Source organism: Proteus sp. FZP2095 (assembly GCF_023701425.1).
GTDB lineage: Bacteria > Pseudomonadota > Gammaproteobacteria > Enterobacterales > Enterobacteriaceae > Proteus > Proteus cibarius.
This window is the reverse complement of the sequence record NZ_JAMQBJ010000001.1, coordinates 492,693-512,695: the sequence shown is the minus strand read 5'-3', so window position 1 is coordinate 512,695 and position 20,003 is coordinate 492,693. Positions and strand designations below refer to the sequence as shown.

Below are 20,003 nucleotides of genomic sequence, written 5' to 3'. Positions count from 1 at the left end.
AATAGATTTATTGCTGATCTTCTACATAAATACCAGCCGAAATGATGGCACCACCAATAGTTCTTTCGCCATAAAGAACTGGCACAGGGTAACCTTGAGAAACGGTATTAGTAGGAGAGCCAAACGCATACGAAGGTTTGTTTTCACCCTGATCTTGCATTGCAAGACCTTTCGGTTGAGGTGAAAGCATTTGAATAACACCGCCGATAGCTACTGATGCGCCAACAGCAAATAAAAGGTTACTGGCCCATAATGCTGATCCCCAAGGTAACCATATAGCTGCAGCAACAAGGACGGCACCAAAAATAGTCTGAAAAACACCCCCTCTTTTACTCCCCATCACAACCGGAACGATACGAATAATTTCTTCTGATATCGGGAAATTAAGATCATCAACACCGATATTCTTTTTCCCTTTAAATACAGCGAATGTTAATCCTCGTGATTTGCTGGTATTTAAATACTGTTCAAATCCATTTAAGGTACAACAAAGTGCTCTGATTGCTTCTGATGTTGTCGTAATTATGCGCTGATGAGTTTTACCAAATGTTTTGCCTAATATTCCGCTTAACTCTATCGTTACCATTTTTTCTTCTTGCATAAAAACTCCATAAAAAAACCCGCACTTGGCGGGTTATATTTAAGATGTTTGAATGATTAATGATTTACTTTATTTTCAAAATCTTCAGTAAATTTTGATCTTAATGATTCTGGAAAACCGTTTGTTATAGCGTTTATATCCATCTTATAAAATGCTATTAACTGTGCTCCGTTATATGTAGGTTTTGATTTTTTCATTTCTTCGACAAACTTAGTTACTGCTTCTTCATCAAATTTCAGTCCATCACTTCCTCTAATGACAAAATTAGAAGCAGACCATTTACCTATATCAAAACATTCACTTTCAATTGATTGATTATTTATTTGTTGATTATTAGTAAGAGATGATTTACCTCCTCTAATTTCTTCAACAATAGCGCCACAACCTGCAAAAATAGAGCCTATTAAAGTTAAAAAACAACCGATGGACATAGAAACTACTGCATTAGGAAATAATCTAACAGAATCATATTCCGTTTTAATATTCATTAATATTATCAATCCGATAATTATACTGATAACACCAATAGCAAATGTAAAAAAACCAAATTTTTTCATTATCACTCCATATCAGTTTTTATAATTAAACGTGATCATGTTAATAATTTGATAATAAGAATGAAAGGCAAATATAGAAATAAATACTTTTTATTTAATTAATGATAAATGACGCAATATAATAATTGTTCTATCTCGCCAATAACCACCATAAGGAACTCGTTGGCTTAGTCTCCCATAAAGGTGATGCAACAACATACCATCATCCAGAATAATACCGGCATGATTTGCAACATTGGATTGAACCTGCATAACAACCATATCGCCTGCTTGTGGTTCACCTTCTACTTTCACAAATCCCGCTTCTTGCCAATTATCCATATAGCGATCTTCACCTTGCTCCCACCACAGATAATCAACACGATAATCAGGTAATACAATATTATGTGTCTGCTTAAAATAACTCATTATTAGGCCCCAACAATCCGTAAAACCAAGCACAAATGGACGACCAATAAGAGGAAGTTCGCCTCGAGGAAGAATTTCACGAAAATCCCCCTCGGGGTAACTGACAATATACCAAGGGATACCCAGTGCATCACATTGAGCCTGATCTAATTCAGAAGGTTGAGTCGTGGCATCTGGATGACTATGAACAATACCAATAACGACACCTTGGTCTTCACATAATGTATATTCTTGAGGAGAAATAACGAAGTGTTCTTGAGGTGTTGTAGCTACATTTACGCAAGGTAAATACGTCTTTACTCTGGATTTTTGGATGATAACGCCACATGCTTCTTTGGGATATTCCTTTTTTGCATGAGAAAATATCGCCTCTCGTATTTTCTTTTGCATCATTATTATTTCCGTAACAATGAGGTTCCGACAAAACCACCAAAAGGAAGAGGATTATTTTTACCAAATCGTGGTACACACCCCGTTTTCAATAAACCACTGCACTTATCTAGTGATGGATCATCAACAGGATTACCTTGTTTATCAAAATAACCATTTTGCCCTGCATAATCACACCCATCTCCCGATTTATATTGCCCTCGTAAACACCACGTACACATTGAATGTAGTTGCCGAGTGGGTATCATCACACCTTGTAAATCCATTGGGCTTGCCAGTGTAAATTCAACAAATTCATTTGTTTCTGCGCTTTTACTATCAATATAAAAGACAGATACTCGCTCTTGGGTGGGATCTGCAGAAGCATTCCCATCACTAAAATTTTCTGCATCGAGATAATGAGAAAGTGTATCGTGAATAATCACTTTCGCTTTCAACATATCATCATAATGCAGACATAATGCGGTTATTGAACTATCTAAATTAGCCACTGACAATTTAGGATTAGCACTAGAACCCGCTGTAGAAGACTCTAACCCTTCTATTTGAACTGGCCATGCCCCATATTCATTCCCTTGCCACCAAATGGACTTAGCCTCTATTTCTCCTTTAGCCTTTTGCATTTCCTCTTCCGTGATGGGAATATTGTATGCATGGAATCTCAGAATATTAGGAACACCAAATTCTGTACCATCAACTTCAAAAAGCCGGACAGTATTGCCCGGCTCTAATTTTTGATAATCGGCTGTGATCATGATTTAAATGCCTGAATAAAAACCAAAGAAAGGGTGTAATTTCCTGCGCCATTTGGAATGAGTTTGTGTTCATCACAACGATACAATCCAAGTGGCTCAAGAGGTGGTTTCCAGAAAAACGACTTTATTCCTGCGTGTTTATCAATAAAGTGACGGATAGCTGAAATGTAGTCTTCATCCCCCACAAACTCCATTGACCATTTCTGACTGCGTGAATTTAAACCATTACCAGAAACTTGTTCATAACCATCCCCAAACTTGACTTTCCTTGTGTTGTAAGAGACATCTTCAGTCGGGTTTACACGCGGACACCAAGTGAATGTTTCCATTTTTAACGGCCTCCTCGAGTTGCATTCCAAATTAAACCACCCGGTCTAATATCTTTAGACATTAACTCTCGGTAACGGCTATCAACAAATCGGCCAATCTCCGCACCAAACTGCTCGAATCCATTCGTCGATTGAGTTTCTGAATTACCATTACCGTCAATGGTAATGTAAACCTGTGGTGCTGAAGTAGCGCCCTGATTATTACCACCAACAACTCTAACCCCTAAGTTGCCATCTGCAGTTCGAGTTAATGGCATTATAGCTTCACTCCCTGCCTCGCCCATAAGTCCGAGATTAGGTGCACCACCCTTAGCAAAGGCAAAATAAGTGGGTGAGCTAACGATTTGATTACTATAAGAACCAAGGCTTTCTGAACTATGTACCCCACCTTTAGCATGGGCAACACCACCTAAAAATCCACCAACAGCACCCATCCAACCACCAGCACCGGCCATTGTATTAAGGCTATTCACTATTGCCGCATTAATGAGTACATTCTGAATAGATTTCAACACGCTAACAGACCAATCTTTCCAGCTGGCTTTATTACCATTTAATTTATCGCTGATCGTGTCAACCATTCCTCCCATTGCATTTTGAACAGCAGAGGCTGTTTGAGAAGCATAGTTACCACTTTCTTGAACCCAATCTTTCATTCCACGCGTTATACCTGCGGTCCAGTCAGATTCAGCAAGAGCAATACTTCGATATTTATTTTCCAATGCATCTAATGCGTTAGATCTGGCTTCAATATCTTCTGTTTTCTTTGCAGATTCATTATAGATACGGTCTATTTGCTGACGTTCATCAAAGTAGCTTTTATCTCTCGAACTCATGCTGTTAGTTTTGGTCACTAACGTAGCTTCATCGTTAAATTTGACTGTGGCTTCTTGCAGTTTTTTACGAGCCTCTTCCATATCACGATGCTTTTTGACGGCATCATCTGCTTTTTGTGTCCATTCTGCGAGAGCGACAGATGAGCGTTCAATCGCTTCTCTTTGCTTATCAGTCCATTTAGTCCCATTTTCATGTGATGCTGCATAAAGAGAAGCGGCTTTTTCGCCTTGTGAAGCCCTAACCTTCTGAACCTCTGTTGCCACACTTAAATCTGCTATTTTCCGCTCATATTGTTCTGCGGTTCTTTCAGCTTCTTTTTGCGCTTTTTCATAGGCGCTTTGTGTTGTCTTTCCTGTTTTAAGAGATTCATTTAGCTTTTCTCGATTTTGAAAAGCAGTCACTAGGTTATTAATATATTTCTGGCGATTTTCGGCATGTTCTGGCGTGTTGGTTAACCCCACATCATCGGCAGAAAATTCGGCCTGTTTAATAACTTTAACTTCACCCGTTAATGAAGAGAGAATTTTCTCTCGTTCAGAGTTATTTATTAGCGTTTGCTGTTTATCATCTAGTGGTGCATTAGGAATACGCATAGGAATATTGACTAATGCCTGCCGAGTAGCGAGCATATTGTTACCAATATTCATGATCTGATTGAACTTAGTTTGTTCAGCATTCATAAACACCAAGGCTTGATGAGCTTTGTTTTGCTCTGAAGCCTGTTGTCGAATTAAGAATACTCGTTGTTCTTCAATGTTTTTTAATGCAGACTGAATCCCTGTCGATTTCTCTTGCATTTGAATGAGGCGTTCTTTTTCTGCTGCAAGATCTTTTTCAGCTTCAGCTAATTGATTAACAACATCAGCTTCACTAGTTAGATGATTTATCATGAAATCACCCATCTTAGGTCCAGGTGATGCAAGTATCTGCTGGTAACCTCTAATTTGTTTCTCTAGATCATCAACTTTACCTTTTTGCTCTGTAACCAGCCTATTTTGTTCAGTGAGTGAATCGTTCGTTTTATCGTAATTGTCAGATACATCAGGAAGAGACATCTTTCTTAAATTCTCTTGTACCTGATTAATAGTTTCGGCATATTCTCGAGCAGAGCGCCTCGCTTCCTCTTGATTTTGATACATAATATACCAAGCAGATGCCCCAGCCATCACTAAGCCTGGAACACCTCCAATTAGCCCCATCGCGCCACTCATCAATCGAGAACCTGTTGATGTCACTCTATTAAGATTTTCTTGAGCAATACGTCTAGCTGCGATATTTCTATCTAACTTTGCCTGAGCCTGCGCTAATCTTTTCTCAGCTAATACCTGTTGCTCGACACTTTGTGCAGCAGATACGGCTTGCTGAGCGCGATAGACAGTTGCTCTTGATCTTGCTGTTGCAATTTTAATTCCTTTCAATTGAGCTTGAGCATGGGCTATTTCGCTTTTAGTTGCACGCCCAACCCCAATGGTTGCATTTGCCACACTCGTTGTCAGCCCACCAAAATAACGAGCCAAGCCTAGACCAATTAACACACCAGAAACAGAGGCTATAGCATCAATATTGTTCGCGATCCCCTCCATTACAGTTGACAATATACGCGTTGCACCTGATGTTTCATTAACATTGCCAATCCATGCCATGAACGCATTTTCAATCTTCTGTGCAGACCCACTTACCGTGGCTGGCAATTGCTCAAATTCAGCACGTAACTGTTGCGTATTCGTCAGGATAGGAACAATTTTATCCATCGTGAGCAGTCCGCTTTGCGACATTTCACGCAGACCACCAATCGTCGTTCCCATACCATCAGCCAGCATTTTTGCTAACCGCCCACCATTTTCCATGACGGCATTAAACTCTTCACCACGAAGAACTCCCGAACCTAATGCTTGACTTAGCTGTGTAATAACAGAGCTGGTTTCTTCAGCACTGGCGCCAGAGAGCTTTAATGAAGTTGCAATGGTTTCAGTGACTTTAGCAACATCACTTGAGGCATACCCCGCATCACGCATGGATTGTGCAACACGGCTGTATAGATTCGTATTCGCTGCAATCGATGTGCCTGTTCTTTGGCTCAGCGTCATTAACTCTTGCTGTGCTTGTTTAAAGTCTTCCATCGAGGTAGATGCTAATTTTAATCGACCGCTGAGTTGACTCCATACGTCTGCATAATTGATAAGTTGCTGTGTTGCAAAAGCCCCTGCAAATGCACCCGCAACGCCTGATACGGTATTTTTAATGGACGATAATTCACCATTTAGATCATGGATAGCGCGTTGCATTTCACGAGATGCACCACTGGCGCGTCGCCCGCCTTGCTCAATGATCCGATAATAGTTTTCCCCCATGCGCGAAGCACGCGCTATTTCAGATTGAAACGAGGAAGAATTAGCAGAAATTTTAATAATCAGTTCACGCAGTTTTGCCATTTTATCCTCGCAAAAATAATTAATTTTCTGAAATAGACTGAAAGAAATTCTCTAACCCATCATTAGAACCATCATCACTTTCTTGGGTTGCTTTGGGGTCCCACCGTAAAAGCACATCAGAAAGCGTGCATTTACCGCCTTGAGAGTGATAAATAGAAGAAACGATATGTGCTGTTTGAATATCACTACGAATATCACCGATGGGATTAATGCGATCAAAAGCCATCCACATCCGAAGCTCACTCAAGCTCATTTGGCTAGTGAGTTCATTAAGAGTGCGCCCCATACGGAGCGCCAATGTCATTAAAAAGAAAGTATCAGGCTGGGCTACTTTTTTTCTGCATCATCAACCGAAATGGTTAAATCGAGTGCTTGCTTTAATAAACGAGAATGCACTGGACCATAAATAGCCATCACATCGTTAATATCTGATTCATCAAAAACAACCTCTCCATCTTCATCGCGCAACACATCAATAAACATCACAACATCGGCACGTAAATTACGTTGTGCAATTTCAATGTCAGATAACGAATGTTCATCTTCAGCATTATCATGGTTAATAATTTCACGCCATTTCATCCATGCGGGTGATGACGGCTCACGAAGCATGATGACCGTATTTTCCCATTCAGCAACATTCACTTTCTTTGTGCGAAAGGCATTCTTTTCACTTAAAGCGAGTGATTTTAATGACGGTTTTTTCATGGTTATTCGCTACCTTTATTTAAATTAACAGTCCCGTTTTTAATCGGCTTAGATTTACCTTTTAAACGTAGGGTAAATGAAGCTGAAACCACACCTGAAGTAGAAACACTCCAACTGTTTTGACGCACTTCGGCTAAAAAGGCATAGCCAATCCCCGAAGGGAACTCCACTTTAAAGGCATGAACTTCATCATTTTCATACGCAGTACGTAATGTTTCTTGGCCTTCATCATCGGTGAAATTACCATTAATGGTGAGTTCTGCAGGTGCGGATAATCCATTGGTAACTTCTTGCTCCTCAGAGCAGAGCGTGGTGACATCAATATCTGATTTCTGCCCACCGGTATAACTGATTTCTTTTGTTGAACAAGAAATCCCTAAAAATACCGCATCAGCAGGGTTAACTTCAGTTGCGGGTAATTTCGAGACACTGATTTTAGTGCCTTGTGTTTTTTCATATTTACTAGACATGATCATTTCCTATTGGCATAAAAAAACCACCCGAAGGTGGCTTTAGTGTGATTGTGTTTAGTTAGTACGATGTATTTCTAACTATAATAATTTCATCTAACTTAGCTTGGGAGGCGTACTTATTGTATTCCTCCACTAATGACATAAGCTCTATATCTGCTTTTTCAATATCATCAATAGCCTTTCTTAGCTTTTGAATATCGATATGTTTAACTCTAGAAAGATCATATTCACTGGTTTTACCGCTTTTACAATCTAGGTTATTTAGTGCAATATTTCTTTCATTTGCTGCTTTTGATAAAGCTTCTTTTAGATGAGTGCATCGACCAAGTGCTTCAAAATTAATTTCTGACATTGTATACCCTCTTAGTACATACTGAACACTCATTACACTATACCTCCTGACTTCACCTCTTGGTATCAAATAAGTTTTAAAGATTACATCTCTCTATTGCCAAACTTGGCACTCAAATGTTGCTATAAACAATCCTGTATCTGGCTCGTAGTCTTGTTTCTCTGAAATTTCAACAGGGCTTAATTTTGTTAAGGCATTAGCAAATAACAAGCGAAGCTTTCTCGCCTCATCAATCGTATCGGCATAAACATCAACCTGAATATTCGTCATTGTTTCGGCTTGCCCCTTCAGTACATCGCCTTTGACATCGTACAAAGAGAAGACACACCAAGGCGCTGTTATTGCAGGGCTTGATTGTGGAGCAACATACGGAAAAACTTTATCAGGTAATACAGGTGATAAAATTGCGTAGATATCCGCCTCTGTCATTTTCCTAGCGCCTCATCAATCGCTCTATTTAATTCGCTAATGGCTAAATTGGCTGCCTTATCCGATTCACGATCAAAAGTGGGACGTATAAAAGGTCTTGGCGCCATTTTAGAAGTACCTTCTTCAAGAAAGCGCCAATAAAAGGCATTATTAGGATGATCACTTTTCATAGAGCTATCACTGTTTGTGCCTGATACGTTACTCCCTCGAACATAAACGCCCGAAGAAACCTCACCTTTATTGCGCATTCTGTGATTACGGGTCACTATATTTCGTGCTAATTTTCCCGTTTTTCGTGGCGCGGACGTTCTGATTTCATCACGTAATAACGTTGCAGCCGCATTGGTTGCTTTTCGCATCGCTTGATGACTTTCAGCTAGACTTAAAACATCTAACTCTCTTGATAAGTCGAGTAGATCGGAGAAATCCAAGTTCATGATTGTTTAACTCCTTGTTTGCATAGCAATTCTAATCGAGTCAATTTCTCATCAGGGATGACTGACTGAATATCATAAATTTGCTCACGCCAAACCATTCTGCAGGTACTGTTAATATCCGGTCGATAACGCATCCACACTCTAACGGTAACCTCTGACATTTCAGCATTAGCGGATATCAGCTCACGACCAGAAAGATGTTTTACTTCGCACCGCACTGAAGCGATATTAATCCACTCTTTTTTAAATTGCCCTGAAGGTAATTTAATGGGTACGTTCTGTTGAAATATGACAGTTTGGCGCAATCTTCCTGCTTTCATGATTGCCCTCGCATAGGTCTAATACGATATTCACGCAATGCATTACATAGTGACTCGGGGAGTGATTGACCTTCACGATTCTCATACCAAAAACCAACCATTTGCATGAGCCTTATTTTTATATCTTCGGAAAGAAGTAAGCCATAATGATCACTTTCAGGTATTTCATCATCATACAATTTTCGGTTTGTTAATCTTTCCACTTCTGCTATCGCTGATGATAGATTTTGTTGAAGCAAATCATCATCCTGATCACCATCGATATAGCATTGGCGTTTCAATTCATCGATAGTTGGGAATGCCATGAAACCTCCAATAAATCCTGCGATCTATCCCGATCGCAGGCACAAAAAAACCGCAATTAAGCGGTATATATAAAACTGAGATACATAAACTCAGATTATTTAGTGGCTCCAGCTTTCAGTAACTTCACCGCATTACTGTCAACCAACATAGAGCCAACGCGTTTCGTCGTATAGAAATGTACAAACGGTTTGTTGGTGTACGGGTCACGTAACATACGAACACCAATACGATCAAGAATGGTGTAACAGCGATTGAAGTTACCAAAAGCAATCGGCACAGCATCAGCAGAGACATCAGCAAATTGCTCATTTTCTGCAATGCCATACCCTAATAATGCAGAAGGTTGCCCTAATTGCAGACCGGGTTGCCACAAGTAATTACCTTGAGCATCTTTCAGTGTGCGAACTTGGAATAATGTATTGTTATTCATCATAAACTTAGCACCTGTACGATAAACCTTTCGCATGGTGTAAATCAATTTCATGATTTCATCCGCCGTGATTTCTGTCGGTTTTTTCAATAACAAATGCTGTAACTTACCCCACTCACGCTCTTTGTCGCCTTTATCGTCACTGCCGTATGCCAACAGGCCTTTAGGCTTTTTAATACCGTCACCGTGGGTAAATACCGCTTCTTCCTGTTCTGCAAATTCTGTGGCTAACTCACTGGTGATGAATTGCTCAACATTAAAAAAGGCATCATCAAGCATAGTTTGAGTAGCAGCAGGGTTGCCGTAAATTTCTCCCCATACAGGCTCAATAGAGGCGAGTTTTGATGTGTTGGTTTCAGGGCGTTTGTCCACTTCCCCAACCCATCCACTATTTGTGCCACCTTGATTAATCAGGCGTTTAAACTTCTCTGTGCCAACCGTAATCACATTACACTCTTGGCGCATAACCACTTCATCACGCAATGCCGTAATGATATTACGATCCAGTTCTTCAGGTACCGCATAACCGCCGTCAGGATCTGAACCGACCTGCATTGCTTTACGCTCTAATTCCGCAAGCCCATCATCTGTACCTTTACGCACAAATAATTCAAACGCGGTTTTGTGTTCAGAGACATCTTTATTCGTCACGTTACCATCTGGACGTTTTACCGAAGCAAGTTCCGCTTCTAAATTGCTTTTTAATTCATCCAGTTCTGATAATTTACCATTTAAGGTATCAACGGTTGCTGATAACTTACTTTTTTCAGCTTCAATCGCATCGATACGTTTATCATTCGACTTTTTAAATTCGTCAAACTGACCTTTTAATTCCTGAGCAACTTCACTGACATCTTTATGATCAATAGGCATAATTTTTCCTTTATTATTTAAAAATAGATTTCAATGTTTCTAATGCTTCTTGCTCAACATCACGCAGAGAAAGTGCATCGTAGCCTTTAGCCATAAAAGCCTTAGCTTGTGTTCGCGAAAGCCCAACATCGCGCAGGACTCGCTCAATACTTTTTTGTGTGGGTAATTCACCACGAGCAAATGCCGACTTCACATCACTGACTCGCGCTTCATCATTGGAAGGAAATGTCACTAAGCTGACTTCCCATAGGTCGATTTCTTTCAGTAGAAAGGCATCTTTACTGCGGTCATATTCATAATCTTTAAGAATGTAACCAATAGAAAGGCCGGAGAGTGATCCGGCCTTCATATGAGCATGTGCACGTTTAGATAAAGGATCGTCATCAATTAACAGGCGACCTTTTACATAGAGTCCGGTGCTGTCTTCTCTCATTTCGGTATAAATACCAATAGGCTCAGCCATTTGGTGTTGCCAAAGTAAAGCAGGTAACGCACCTTTTTCTTTCCACTGACTCAGGGAATTAAGAAAAGCACCCGGCATCACAATATCGGCATAACTGTCTTTTACCCCGAAAACGGAGCCATAGCCTTCAAACTCACCAGAGTCACTAACAGACTTAATTTTCAATGGCACATCAAGCCGTTGTTTAGTCGTCATCGGCATGCGCTTTCTCCTCTTGTTTTTGGGTTTCTGGTTTAGTGGTCATATTCATCGGTGTGAGATAAATATCACCACCCTCACGAGGATTTAACTCTTCGAGTTCACGACATTCATTAGGCGAATAAATCCCCCAGTTAATGCCTGTTGAGTAGGCTTCAAATCGCGATTTCATATCACCACGTAATAAAGCGCCAGTATTAAATTTGGCATAAAAAGCGCCTTGTTTACTGGCTTTTACCAACCCTGCATTAATGCGTTGCTCTATACGAATAAGGTAAGGAACAAGTGAGTAGTTAATAAAACCAATACCCAAGTTTTCAATGTTATTGAATGTGGCGCGATCGGTGTTTTGCACCATATGAAGAGGAACGCGAAAAATACGGCAAATTTCCTCTAACTGAAACTTTCGTGTTTCAAGAAATTGCGCATCTTCAGCCGATAAACTGATTTGTTGCCACTTCAACCCCATTTCTAAAATCATCGGTTTGTGTGCATTGACTAACCCTTGGTGCCGTTCACCGAAGTCAGATTTTAGTCTTTCGTAAGCATCATCTTTTAGATATTGATCCGTTTGCAATACACCACTTGTCACCGCACCGTTTCCAAATAAACGCGAACCATGCTCTTCGGTGGCTAATCCTAAACCAATGGCTTGACGTGCATAGGCGATCGGACTTAATCCCACTAAACCATCAAGAGTAAAAATCCGCACATGCCAGATTTCTTGCTGTGTCAGTGTTTCACGTTTACCATTTGGAAATGTCACCTGATACTCAGGCTCCCAATGGCTATTTAATTTTGGCGTGACACAACTAGGATCGAGAGGTAGTAATTCAACCACTTCGCCTAAGGCGTACACCTTATAAGCATAAAAATTCCCTCTTAAACACAAACAGGCAATTAATAGCTCCCAAAGCTCTTGAGGTGTCATGTAATTATTGGGCTTAACCGCCAGTAATTTGTGTAACCGTTCTTTGGTGGCGCGTTTATTTCCTCTTTCTAATTGTTCATATAAAGAGCATGGCAACATCCCGACCGATTCTGCAAGAACACGAATACAACTAAATACAGAAGTCAGTTGCATAGCGAGTTGTGTACTGACTCTTCGACCAGAATAAGTGTCATAAGACAATTCAATTAACTCACTCAATTCTGATGAGGTCATCTCTTTCTGAGATTTCTGAAATAACCCAGGAAAAAACATTATTCCTCCTTGTTATTTCTAGGTTGTCCAAGCGCTCTTGAAACAAGGTATGACCATAAAAGGCACAATAAACCCGCGCAAATATACCCCATCGGTGAGTAAATTAACCAAGCGCCCCATGACAACAAAAAGGCACCCGCAATCCCAACCAATAAGGCTGTTATTGTTAAAAATTTCATTAAATTTCCTTAGAGAGAGCGTAAACCTCGAGAAGCGAGGACATCAGAGAGGTTTTGTTCCTGATCTCCACCATTCACCAATAATCGACTCATACCCGTAAATAGTGCAACAGGGCCGTCAATTTTTGCCTCGGGTGTGGATTTATTAGGGAAAATATTGTCGTTTTTATCTGGTTTAACCGTGACGTTTGACATCATCCAGTTCATAACAGGGTGTTGACCATGATGAAACTTACCCGCATAAACCAGTGCTTCAATCTCTTTCATGGACTCAGAAAAGTTACGCACCGTTTGAGCAACCTCAACAAGAGGTAGCCCTTCTTCAGCCAGCGATAAACTAAATTGTGTCGCACTCCATGGGTCAAAACCTAGTTCGTTTAAGTTTTCGCCCGTCACCCATTCAATGATTTCTTCTTTAATTTGAGCATGATCGACAACTTCACCATCGGTTAATGTGAGATGCCCCATATCAGCCCATTTACGATAGAGTTCTGCCATTTGTTTAGAACAACGCTCAAGTCGGTCTTCGGGTAGCCAAAACTTAAAATCAGCATGAACATGACCGTTATCGGGCTGTTTCCATACTTTAGCGGCCGCACAAATATCAATTTTATTGGCAAGGTCAACACCGACCCATAACGGATAAGTTTGTAATTCCTGTTGTGATGCGAGTTCAGGAGCACTATCCCACTTCATCATATCCATCCATGAAGATTCAGCCGTGACCCAAATATTCATGTGTTTGGTGAAGAAGTTAATCCGTGCAGAAACCTGCTCTTTAGCTTTCTTGGCTAAACGGCGTAAATCATCCCAGCGCTTACAAACACCGAGACCCGGATTCGCTTTTTGCCACACCGTTTCATCAAAAGGATCATCGTCTTTATCTAAGGTGTAAATAATCGCGAAAAACGAGTCATCATCCACTTGGCCACGAAGCACTTTAATACCGTAATCCCGTAGTTCGTAACAAATCCCCTCTTTATTAAAGCCGGCTGTGGTGATCCCAAAAAGAAGAGACTGCAGACGCGCACCGGTGGCGGTTTCTAATACATCCCACACATCACGAGTTTTGTGTGCATGCAATTCATCAACAATGCCACAATGAATATTTAAACCATCAAGGTTGTTGGCATCACTAGAAAGCGGTTCAAACTTAGAAGCCGTTCTTTCTTGATAGATAGCGAGTTTATTAAACTCAAATAAGCGTCCAAGTGTCGCTTTGGACTTTTTCAGCATGTTCTTCGCATCTTCAAACACGATACGAGCCTGATCACGTGTCGTTGCTGCAGAATAAACTTCGGCACCGCCTTCACCATCGGCACCGGTCATATACAGCCCAATACCTGATGACAATGTGGATTTTGCATTTTTACGTGCAACTTCGTTGTAAGCGGTGCGAAAACGACGGACAAAGACAACATCACCATCTTCATCTATAACTTCTTTACCCGTTTGTTCATCAATTAACGGAATAACAAAACCAAAAATATTAATTAAGATAAATACATGCCAAGGCATTAAATCAATGGGTTTACCAGCTAATGCTCCTTTGACATGAGGAATAAAACTATAAAAATCGAGTATGTGCTGTGCGCGATCTTCAATGAAATAGATGCCACGCTCAGGCCCATGCTCTAAATCATTCAAAAACCGTTGGCACGCTAAACGTACCAGTTCGCACGCAACAATTTCTCCAGCAACCACCTGTTCAGCGTACTGAATTCCATCTGCTACGATTGCCATTCATCATTTGCGCTTTTTCAAAAATGCCTCAAAAGGATCTTCTTCGGCAGGAGTGTTCATAGTGACTTTTGCTCGAGAAGCGGGAGTCATTCCAAATTCACTTAACATGGCGCGAATACGTTTCCATGCGTCTGCCTTCATTGCAGCAGATGGATGCGCCTTTATCATCAATCCACTTTCTGTATTGTTTTTGTAGGTATAGCCTTCTTCATCGAGAACATCACAATGATGTCGATATTCAGTGTAAGCTTCGACGAGTAACTCCAATGCCTTAGCATCCATCTGACTCATGACACCCATTGTATCAAGTTCTTCAGCAATACGCTTAAACCAATACTTACCTTGCTTAGTGAAATGCTTCGGAGTTGGGGGTACCCCTTTTGGCGGTTTTGGCTCTTTTTTATTAATCGGTCGTTTTGATGGGTTACCCCTCACCAATTGCAGATGTGACGGGGTTTTAGGCGGTCCAGCCATAATAGAAATCTCCTATCAATAATCGCTTGGGGTTCCCCAAAAAAAGTTTTCTAACCTGCGGTGATGTGAAAAGAGGTAAGGGGGCGGTCCTATAAGGCGAAAGTGGTAGAGATTTGACCCTCCCCTCCTACCTACACGCTATAGTTTCAATATAAAATCAAATATTTTTATATCTTTATATATTAGATATATATCAATGACTTATAGTTTAATTTAAATTCTTTCTTTTGCTGTCTTGGTTCTGTGACATGGAATACATAATGACTGCAGGTTAGTGTCTGCATCAGTACCCCCATGCGCTTTAGCAATGATATGGTCGACTGTTTTCGCTTCAGTTGCTCGTCCGGCTCTTAAGCATTCTTGGCACAGATACTTATCACGCTTGAGTATACGTGCTCGTAACTTATCCCATTGGGCACCATAACCACGTTGATGACGAGACTTACCGCGCTGGTGGGTTTCCCATCCTAAGTTCTGATGATCTTCACAGTAACCGTTACGTTTTGTTGTTGTCTTGGCGCATCCCTGTTTACGACACGCGCGAGGTATACGAGGTGGCATGTGATACCCTATAACCTAAAGAGGATAATAATCCTCATTGATTTTAAAGGTGAGATTTCTCACCTTTACTTCTGACTACACCACGTTCTGTTATTTAAATCACTTATGGCTTGCGAAAATGCTTGATGCCGAGTTTCCATTACTCTTTTTAACTCATTGATAGCAACATCTTGTCGATTAGCTTACATGCGTAAATCTGCCATTTAAGCCTTGATGTCTGGTTCTAACTTACCGCCAGTAATTACACCGCTTAATACGGCATCACTTGATGCACAGCACTTTAGCTTTCCCGCATCAATAACAGCATCTTTCATAAAACAATTACCTAAACCTGCAATAAAGAAATCATTGCTTTGCTCAGGTTTAACACTGACCTTGATACCTACATCTTGCATTGGTTGCTTAATGCGGATTAGTTGTTCTTCTAACTTATCTAGGTTTGCTGTATCTACCGTTACTTTTAATTTATCTGACACAGTGCTCTCCAACAAAAAAGGCAGTACAATGACCCCTGATCAAATATCAGGGTATAAATAAATATCCATTAGATTATTTGAAGTATTCAGCCCTGAGAAACTTACTAAAGAAATGGCTGGTTTACTTCGCTATGAGGTTTGCATGAAACTAGAATTTAACAGTGTCAAAGTATTTTCTGAATTAATATCAGATCCCAATACATCTAATGTAAGGGTATCTCTCTACGGAATTAACAAAGATAATGGTGCAGAGGAGTTCACCATACATCTTTACGTTGATGACGTGAAAAATAAAACTATCAAAGAAATACATGAACAAGCTGAAGCTGAACTACTTGCAAGAATAGACTCATACGGAAAGTAACCGCTTTGGTTCTCCATTTGTTGCCTGTTGGTTGATGATATTATCCATTTCTTGTGAAAGCGCTTTTTTAATAATGTTTGATTCACAGTTCGTTGATTCCATATCATCGAGCTGTTTTTGTAAGTCTGTAATTTGTTGTCCTTGTCGTTCTACTTGTACTTATAGTGCACGAATTTCTATTCTTTGTTGAATATTCACAACGACCTATCATTAAAAAAGCCACCAGCTATTAACTGATGGCTATGAAACTTTACAAATATAAAGTGGCTATTATTTAAACAACAGTGTACTGTCGTTTAACTCATTGTGTTTCGCTTGAACTATAAAAATTGATAATTTTTTAATGTAATAGTTGCTCATCTCTGATGAGCTATTTTTTAAATTATAAAAATAACCCGATTACTCAGTGACAATAAAAGTCATGAATAATTATATTTTTAACAGTTTATAGTTAGTTTCCCTATTTTAATCTGCTCACTCCTATTCGGGTGATTACCAACCTTACATATACCTTTCTTATAGTGGCGATTATTTAATATTAAAACTATCTACCCACTTATAATTATATTTTTTGCACAAAACAAATTAACTATAGGAGTAACATTATGGGACTTTTTGAGAAAGCTGAAGGTAAAGCCACAGAAACCCTAGGTAAAGCACAAATTAAATATGGAGAAGTAATCGATTCTCCTGAGCACATAATAAAAGGTGATGCGAAAGAAATTTGTGGTGCTGGAAAACAAGTAACATCGCAATTACTCGATTCCGCACAAGAATGTGTCAAAAACACACAACTCGGAATTAAAAAGAATCCACTAACTTCGGTAGCCATTTCTGCAGGTGTCGGTTTTGTTATTGGTTATCTATTAAATAAAAAATAGTTTTTACAATTTTGTTTAATTCCCCTTCTCTTGTTGAAGGGGATTATCACAAACACTCCATTCTAATGTAATCTTGTAACTCTAATATCACTGACTCTAACTCTGCAATTCGCTCTCAGAATAACCAATAATTTCTGATTGTGGTGTTAGTAGGTCTGATGGCGGTTGCATCATCATGTATCACTACGCTACCTTAATCACTTACGGCTTCCCCGTCAGCCTGATGAAATCAACCATCCTTTCTACAGATACAAAAACACCAGCTATTAACTAGTGGCTATGAACCTTTACAAATATAAAATGGCTATTATTTAAGCAACGGAGTACGGTTGATGTTCCAGTGAAGAGCGACCTGTTCACTTGGGCAAAATAATAAGATCCATGTTATCTAAAACATTCAGACCCCCATTAAACCCGCGGGTCTATTTTTTTACTTTCTTCGCTTCAATTTCCCGTATTGCTTTTAATTGCTCATTAGCTTTTTCTATTGTCGATAACAAGGAAGGTATCCATAATACCACTTGGCAATATGTTAAAGTTCGGACGGTAGAGGCACTAACACTGGTTGAGTCAATGTCTTGGGTATCTCTATACATTGACCGTAACTCATAGGTGTGCTTGAGCAACCCATCAGTAATATGTTGAGGAACAAGCAAATCACAAGTCGGCTCTTTTTTAAGGATCGTTCTATATTCAATGATTTTCTCCTGTGATTTTGCATCTGCCTGAATGCCATAGCGGTAGGCTGTAGTCGCTATTTGATTAAATCTATTAAATTGAAATATCTGATCACTTAACAGCTTTGAGTAACTATTATTTTCTTTTGTTAATTGCTTATTCTCTACTATTAAATTATCTCTTTGAGTAATGATATCTTGTATGATGTTGGCAATATAACCACCAGCGACAATTCCTACCATTACAATGGCAATGTAAAGTTTCCAATGCTTCATAATTAGTACCGATGATGTGAGAGAGCTATCTGACAGCGCTTGTCTAAACTGGCTTTATCGTTAACACATGAATTATCAATTGAGAGATAAATGCCACCAGCGACCGTGATGAGTAATACGAGAATAAAGCTGATAACGATAATTAAAGGTTTCCATGACATAGTGCTGACTCCGCATCTCTACGACTGACTAACCCTCGCCATACCTTGCCACCCGCATAAACCCAGCGTTTCATTTCTTCACAGGCACCATACTGATCACCTGCATTTAATTTCTTGAGCAATGTAGAGCGTGCAAAAGCCGTGGTACCCACATTAAAAGCAAAGGAATATAAAGAAGCTTTTGTTTTATCATCTACCGGCACTTTAACCAGGACATCAACTTGTTGTTGAGTTCTAATAAAATCTTTCTGAAGTAACTCGTCACATTCTTGCTGTGTGTATGTCTTACCTTGAATAATGTCATTCCCTGTGTGGCCATAACAAACAGTCAGAATTCCAGCAACATCACGATAAGGTTCATAACGCACTCCCTCAAAGTAACCAATCACTGTTATCGCAATACTTACCGCACCAGCACTTGCAACTGCTGTCACCTTTTGTTTTAGGTTCATTAAATGTCCTTTTTAGCTTTAGTCAGCATCTCGCCAACTATCTTTTCTATGTCTTGCGGATCACTAGAACAATTACGGTGAACTAATTCAGCAAATAACGCTGTTCGTTTTCGTTGTTCTCGCTGTGTCATAAAATAAGTTGCTAATCCAAGGAGCATGCTGAATCCCATCCCTATTACAAATCCCCATTCATAAAGTGAGAGACTTGCAAAAAAGGCAGTTAAGCCAGCTGTTCCGTAGGTAGCATTGGTCAATTTTTCCATGCGCATAGTCACCCCCTACGGAGTGTCCGAGTTTAGTTAAAGAGATACAGATAAACAGTTTTTATGTGAAGTAATCAGTATGTGATTGATACTATGATCTACGTATATAAAAAAAGGCCGCACGTGGCGACCTTTTAAATGAGATACTTTAGCTTATTCTGGCTTCAATCTTTCTGCATTAGCAATATACAATGCAATAACTAGAATAAGGATTGTTCCTGAATATACGATAAGTAATTGCGGATTTTTATGTTCAACAACAATAAGTCTAATTACAGCTGTGATAGCGATGTAAATAAAATATTGTAATGGAAAGTGATAATTTGATTGAAAGTATTTAATAATTAAGGCAATAAACTCAAAATACAGAAAGTAAATGATAAGTCCATCAACTAATAAATAAATTGAAACTGGATCACTAACTGTAAACAACAAATTAGCAAGAATAATAGTTTCTTTAACTAAAAAAATTATTAAAATAATTGCAAGCAATATCAGGCCAACACTACTAATCCATTGTAAAACTCGACTAATTACTTTTGTTTGATTTAGTCCTGTCATAATAACTCCTAAGAGTTTATGCCCCTAATATCAAGTTTTCTATAGATTAAAATAAAAAATAGATGAGAAGCTTTATATTTAATTGGGCCGCCATCAAGGTATCGAACCTCGACTTTTAGTTTAAATAAAACTAAATACTCTCCCAGTTAAGCTAATGGCGGAATGAATTTACCTGAACCAACGAACTATCATAAATGCAACTAAGAGCAATAAAGCAATGATAATTACATTCCGTAAAAAAGTGGGGATTAGATGTAATAGCGCAGACCAATTCATAGGCATCTCCTTAGGAAATCATTCCTTTAGATACCACATCTATTTTCGATAAAAACTTGCAAATGCAAGGTTTGCTGTTGATAGCAATGAGGTATGTTTACTCTCCTAAGTTTACCACACACTAATGAATATGTACGTTTTAAAATATAAAGGGATC

Annotated in this window: 29 protein-coding genes and 1 tRNA gene; 2 read left to right on the top strand and 28 right to left on the bottom strand. The window is 39.4% G+C overall.

Annotated features, from left to right (window positions below):
• Positions 1-7 precede the first annotated feature (7 nt).
• The 22 genes from NBG71_RS02360 to NBG71_RS02255 form a co-directional block, all read right to left on the bottom strand.
• Positions 8-601 (bottom strand): tail assembly protein, encoded by a 594-nt coding sequence (locus NBG71_RS02360; protein WP_250916519.1) that lies wholly within the window; start codon positions 599-601, stop codon positions 8-10.
• 56 nt (positions 602-657) lie between these two features.
• Positions 658-1,158 (bottom strand): hypothetical protein, encoded by a 501-nt coding sequence (locus NBG71_RS02355; RefSeq protein ID WP_250916518.1) that lies wholly within the window; start codon positions 1,156-1,158, stop codon positions 658-660.
• 90 nt (positions 1,159-1,248) lie between these two features.
• Positions 1,249-1,956, bottom strand: coding sequence for a C40 family peptidase (locus NBG71_RS02350; protein ID WP_250916833.1), 708 nt, complete (start codon positions 1,954-1,956; stop codon positions 1,249-1,251).
• A 5-nt stretch (positions 1,957-1,961) separates the two neighbouring features.
• Complete coding sequence (locus NBG71_RS02345) at positions 1,962-2,711, bottom strand: phage minor tail protein L (protein ID WP_161769478.1); 750 nt, start codon at positions 2,709-2,711, stop codon at positions 1,962-1,964.
• On the bottom strand, positions 2,708-3,040 hold the full coding sequence (locus NBG71_RS02340) for a phage tail protein (RefSeq protein ID WP_109409628.1): 333 nt from the start codon (positions 3,038-3,040) through the stop codon (positions 2,708-2,710). The genes NBG71_RS02345 and NBG71_RS02340 overlap by 4 nt, the downstream gene beginning before the upstream one ends.
• A 2-nt stretch (positions 3,041-3,042) precedes the next feature.
• Positions 3,043-6,309: a phage tail tape measure protein gene (locus tag NBG71_RS02335; protein WP_250916517.1), complete on the bottom strand. Its 3,267-nt coding sequence runs from the start codon at positions 6,307-6,309 to the stop codon at positions 3,043-3,045.
• Positions 6,310-6,328: 19 nt separating this feature from the next.
• Positions 6,329-6,595, bottom strand: coding sequence for a phage tail assembly protein T (locus tag NBG71_RS02330; protein WP_250916516.1), 267 nt, complete (start codon positions 6,593-6,595; stop codon positions 6,329-6,331).
• A 41-nt stretch (positions 6,596-6,636) separates the two neighbouring features.
• Positions 6,637-7,017 (bottom strand): phage tail assembly chaperone, encoded by a 381-nt coding sequence (locus NBG71_RS02325; protein ID WP_250916515.1) that lies wholly within the window; start codon positions 7,015-7,017, stop codon positions 6,637-6,639.
• Positions 7,018-7,019: 2 nt separating this feature from the next.
• Positions 7,020-7,487 carry a phage tail tube protein gene (locus NBG71_RS02320; RefSeq protein WP_036913331.1) on the bottom strand — a complete coding sequence of 156 codons (468 nt, stop codon included), beginning with the start codon at positions 7,485-7,487 and terminating at the stop codon, positions 7,020-7,022.
• A gap of 61 nt (positions 7,488-7,548) precedes the next feature.
• Positions 7,549-7,842 carry a hypothetical protein gene (locus tag NBG71_RS02315; RefSeq protein WP_193017316.1) on the bottom strand — a complete coding sequence of 98 codons (294 nt, stop codon included), beginning with the start codon at positions 7,840-7,842 and terminating at the stop codon, positions 7,549-7,551.
• A 93-nt stretch (positions 7,843-7,935) separates the two neighbouring features.
• Entirely contained in the window at positions 7,936-8,271 is a 336-nt protein-coding gene (locus NBG71_RS02310) for a hypothetical protein (protein WP_250916514.1), read from the bottom strand.
• On the bottom strand, positions 8,268-8,708 hold the full coding sequence (locus NBG71_RS02305; RefSeq protein ID WP_250916513.1) for an HK97-gp10 family putative phage morphogenesis protein: 441 nt from the start codon (positions 8,706-8,708) through the stop codon (positions 8,268-8,270). Before NBG71_RS02305 ends, NBG71_RS02310 begins: the two co-directional genes overlap by 4 nt.
• Complete coding sequence (locus tag NBG71_RS02300) at positions 8,705-9,028, bottom strand: phage head closure protein (RefSeq protein WP_250916512.1); 324 nt, start codon at positions 9,026-9,028, stop codon at positions 8,705-8,707. The genes NBG71_RS02305 and NBG71_RS02300 overlap by 4 nt, the downstream gene beginning before the upstream one ends.
• Positions 9,025-9,333 (bottom strand): head-tail connector protein, encoded by a 309-nt coding sequence (locus NBG71_RS02295; RefSeq protein ID WP_023582511.1) that lies wholly within the window; start codon positions 9,331-9,333, stop codon positions 9,025-9,027. The genes NBG71_RS02300 and NBG71_RS02295 overlap by 4 nt, the downstream gene beginning before the upstream one ends.
• Positions 9,334-9,428: 95 nt before the next feature.
• The gene (locus tag NBG71_RS02290; RefSeq protein WP_250916511.1) at positions 9,429-10,637 is read right to left on the bottom strand and encodes a phage major capsid protein; all 1,209 of its coding nucleotides are present in this window, start codon (positions 10,635-10,637) and stop codon (positions 9,429-9,431) included.
• A gap of 13 nt (positions 10,638-10,650) precedes the next feature.
• Positions 10,651-11,295 carry an HK97 family phage prohead protease gene (locus NBG71_RS02285; protein ID WP_170832166.1) on the bottom strand — a complete coding sequence of 215 codons (645 nt, stop codon included), beginning with the start codon at positions 11,293-11,295 and terminating at the stop codon, positions 10,651-10,653.
• Positions 11,285-12,502, bottom strand: coding sequence for a phage portal protein (locus NBG71_RS02280; protein WP_250916510.1), 1,218 nt, complete (start codon positions 12,500-12,502; stop codon positions 11,285-11,287). Before NBG71_RS02280 ends, NBG71_RS02285 begins: the two co-directional genes overlap by 11 nt.
• On the bottom strand, positions 12,502-12,681 hold the full coding sequence (locus NBG71_RS02275; protein WP_098943281.1) for a hypothetical protein: 180 nt from the start codon (positions 12,679-12,681) through the stop codon (positions 12,502-12,504). Before NBG71_RS02275 ends, NBG71_RS02280 begins: the two co-directional genes overlap by 1 nt.
• Positions 12,682-12,690: 9 nt before the next feature.
• Positions 12,691-14,424, bottom strand: a complete 1,734-nt coding sequence (locus tag NBG71_RS02270) for a terminase large subunit (protein ID WP_250916509.1) — start codon at positions 14,422-14,424, stop codon at positions 12,691-12,693.
• A gap of 3 nt (positions 14,425-14,427) precedes the next feature.
• Positions 14,428-14,898, bottom strand: coding sequence for a phage terminase small subunit P27 family (locus NBG71_RS02265; protein ID WP_250916508.1), 471 nt, complete (start codon positions 14,896-14,898; stop codon positions 14,428-14,430).
• Positions 14,899-15,111: 213 nt separating this feature from the next.
• On the bottom strand, positions 15,112-15,459 hold the full coding sequence (locus NBG71_RS02260; RefSeq protein WP_109409618.1) for an HNH endonuclease: 348 nt from the start codon (positions 15,457-15,459) through the stop codon (positions 15,112-15,114).
• 203 nt (positions 15,460-15,662) lie between these two features.
• Complete coding sequence (locus NBG71_RS02255; protein WP_088495905.1) at positions 15,663-15,935, bottom strand: hypothetical protein; 273 nt, start codon at positions 15,933-15,935, stop codon at positions 15,663-15,665.
• Positions 15,936-16,077: 142 nt separating this feature from the next.
• On the opposite strand from NBG71_RS02255, the gene NBG71_RS02250 reads away from it, so the two are divergent.
• Together NBG71_RS02250 and NBG71_RS02245 are read left to right on the top strand one after the other, a co-directional pair.
• The gene (locus NBG71_RS02250; protein ID WP_088495906.1) at positions 16,078-16,299 is read left to right on the top strand and encodes a hypothetical protein; all 222 of its coding nucleotides are present in this window, start codon (positions 16,078-16,080) and stop codon (positions 16,297-16,299) included.
• A gap of 605 nt (positions 16,300-16,904) precedes the next feature.
• The gene (locus tag NBG71_RS02245; protein WP_088495907.1) at positions 16,905-17,180 is read left to right on the top strand and encodes a glycine zipper domain-containing protein; all 276 of its coding nucleotides are present in this window, start codon (positions 16,905-16,907) and stop codon (positions 17,178-17,180) included.
• Between the two features lie 422 nt (positions 17,181-17,602).
• On the opposite strand, the gene NBG71_RS02240 is transcribed toward NBG71_RS02245, so the two are convergent.
• From NBG71_RS02240 to NBG71_RS02215, 6 genes are all read right to left on the bottom strand, one after another.
• The gene (locus NBG71_RS02240; protein ID WP_088495908.1) at positions 17,603-18,133 is read right to left on the bottom strand and encodes a hypothetical protein; all 531 of its coding nucleotides are present in this window, start codon (positions 18,131-18,133) and stop codon (positions 17,603-17,605) included.
• A 2-nt stretch (positions 18,134-18,135) separates the two neighbouring features.
• Complete coding sequence (locus tag NBG71_RS02235) at positions 18,136-18,294, bottom strand: hypothetical protein (protein ID WP_196721869.1); 159 nt, start codon at positions 18,292-18,294, stop codon at positions 18,136-18,138.
• On the bottom strand, positions 18,276-18,746 hold the full coding sequence (locus tag NBG71_RS02230) for a lysozyme (RefSeq protein WP_250916507.1): 471 nt from the start codon (positions 18,744-18,746) through the stop codon (positions 18,276-18,278). Before NBG71_RS02230 ends, NBG71_RS02235 begins: the two co-directional genes overlap by 19 nt.
• Positions 18,746-19,015: a bacteriophage protein gene (locus NBG71_RS02225; protein WP_036904926.1), complete on the bottom strand. Its 270-nt coding sequence runs from the start codon at positions 19,013-19,015 to the stop codon at positions 18,746-18,748. Before NBG71_RS02225 ends, NBG71_RS02230 begins: the two co-directional genes overlap by 1 nt.
• Positions 19,016-19,162: 147 nt before the next feature.
• Positions 19,163-19,570 carry a phosphate-starvation-inducible protein PsiE gene (psiE, locus tag NBG71_RS02220; protein ID WP_063109078.1) on the bottom strand — a complete coding sequence of 136 codons (408 nt, stop codon included), beginning with the start codon at positions 19,568-19,570 and terminating at the stop codon, positions 19,163-19,165.
• Positions 19,571-19,653: 83 nt separating this feature from the next.
• Positions 19,654-19,731 (bottom strand) — tRNA-OTHER (locus tag NBG71_RS02215).
• Positions 19,732-20,003: the final 272 nt, after the last annotated feature.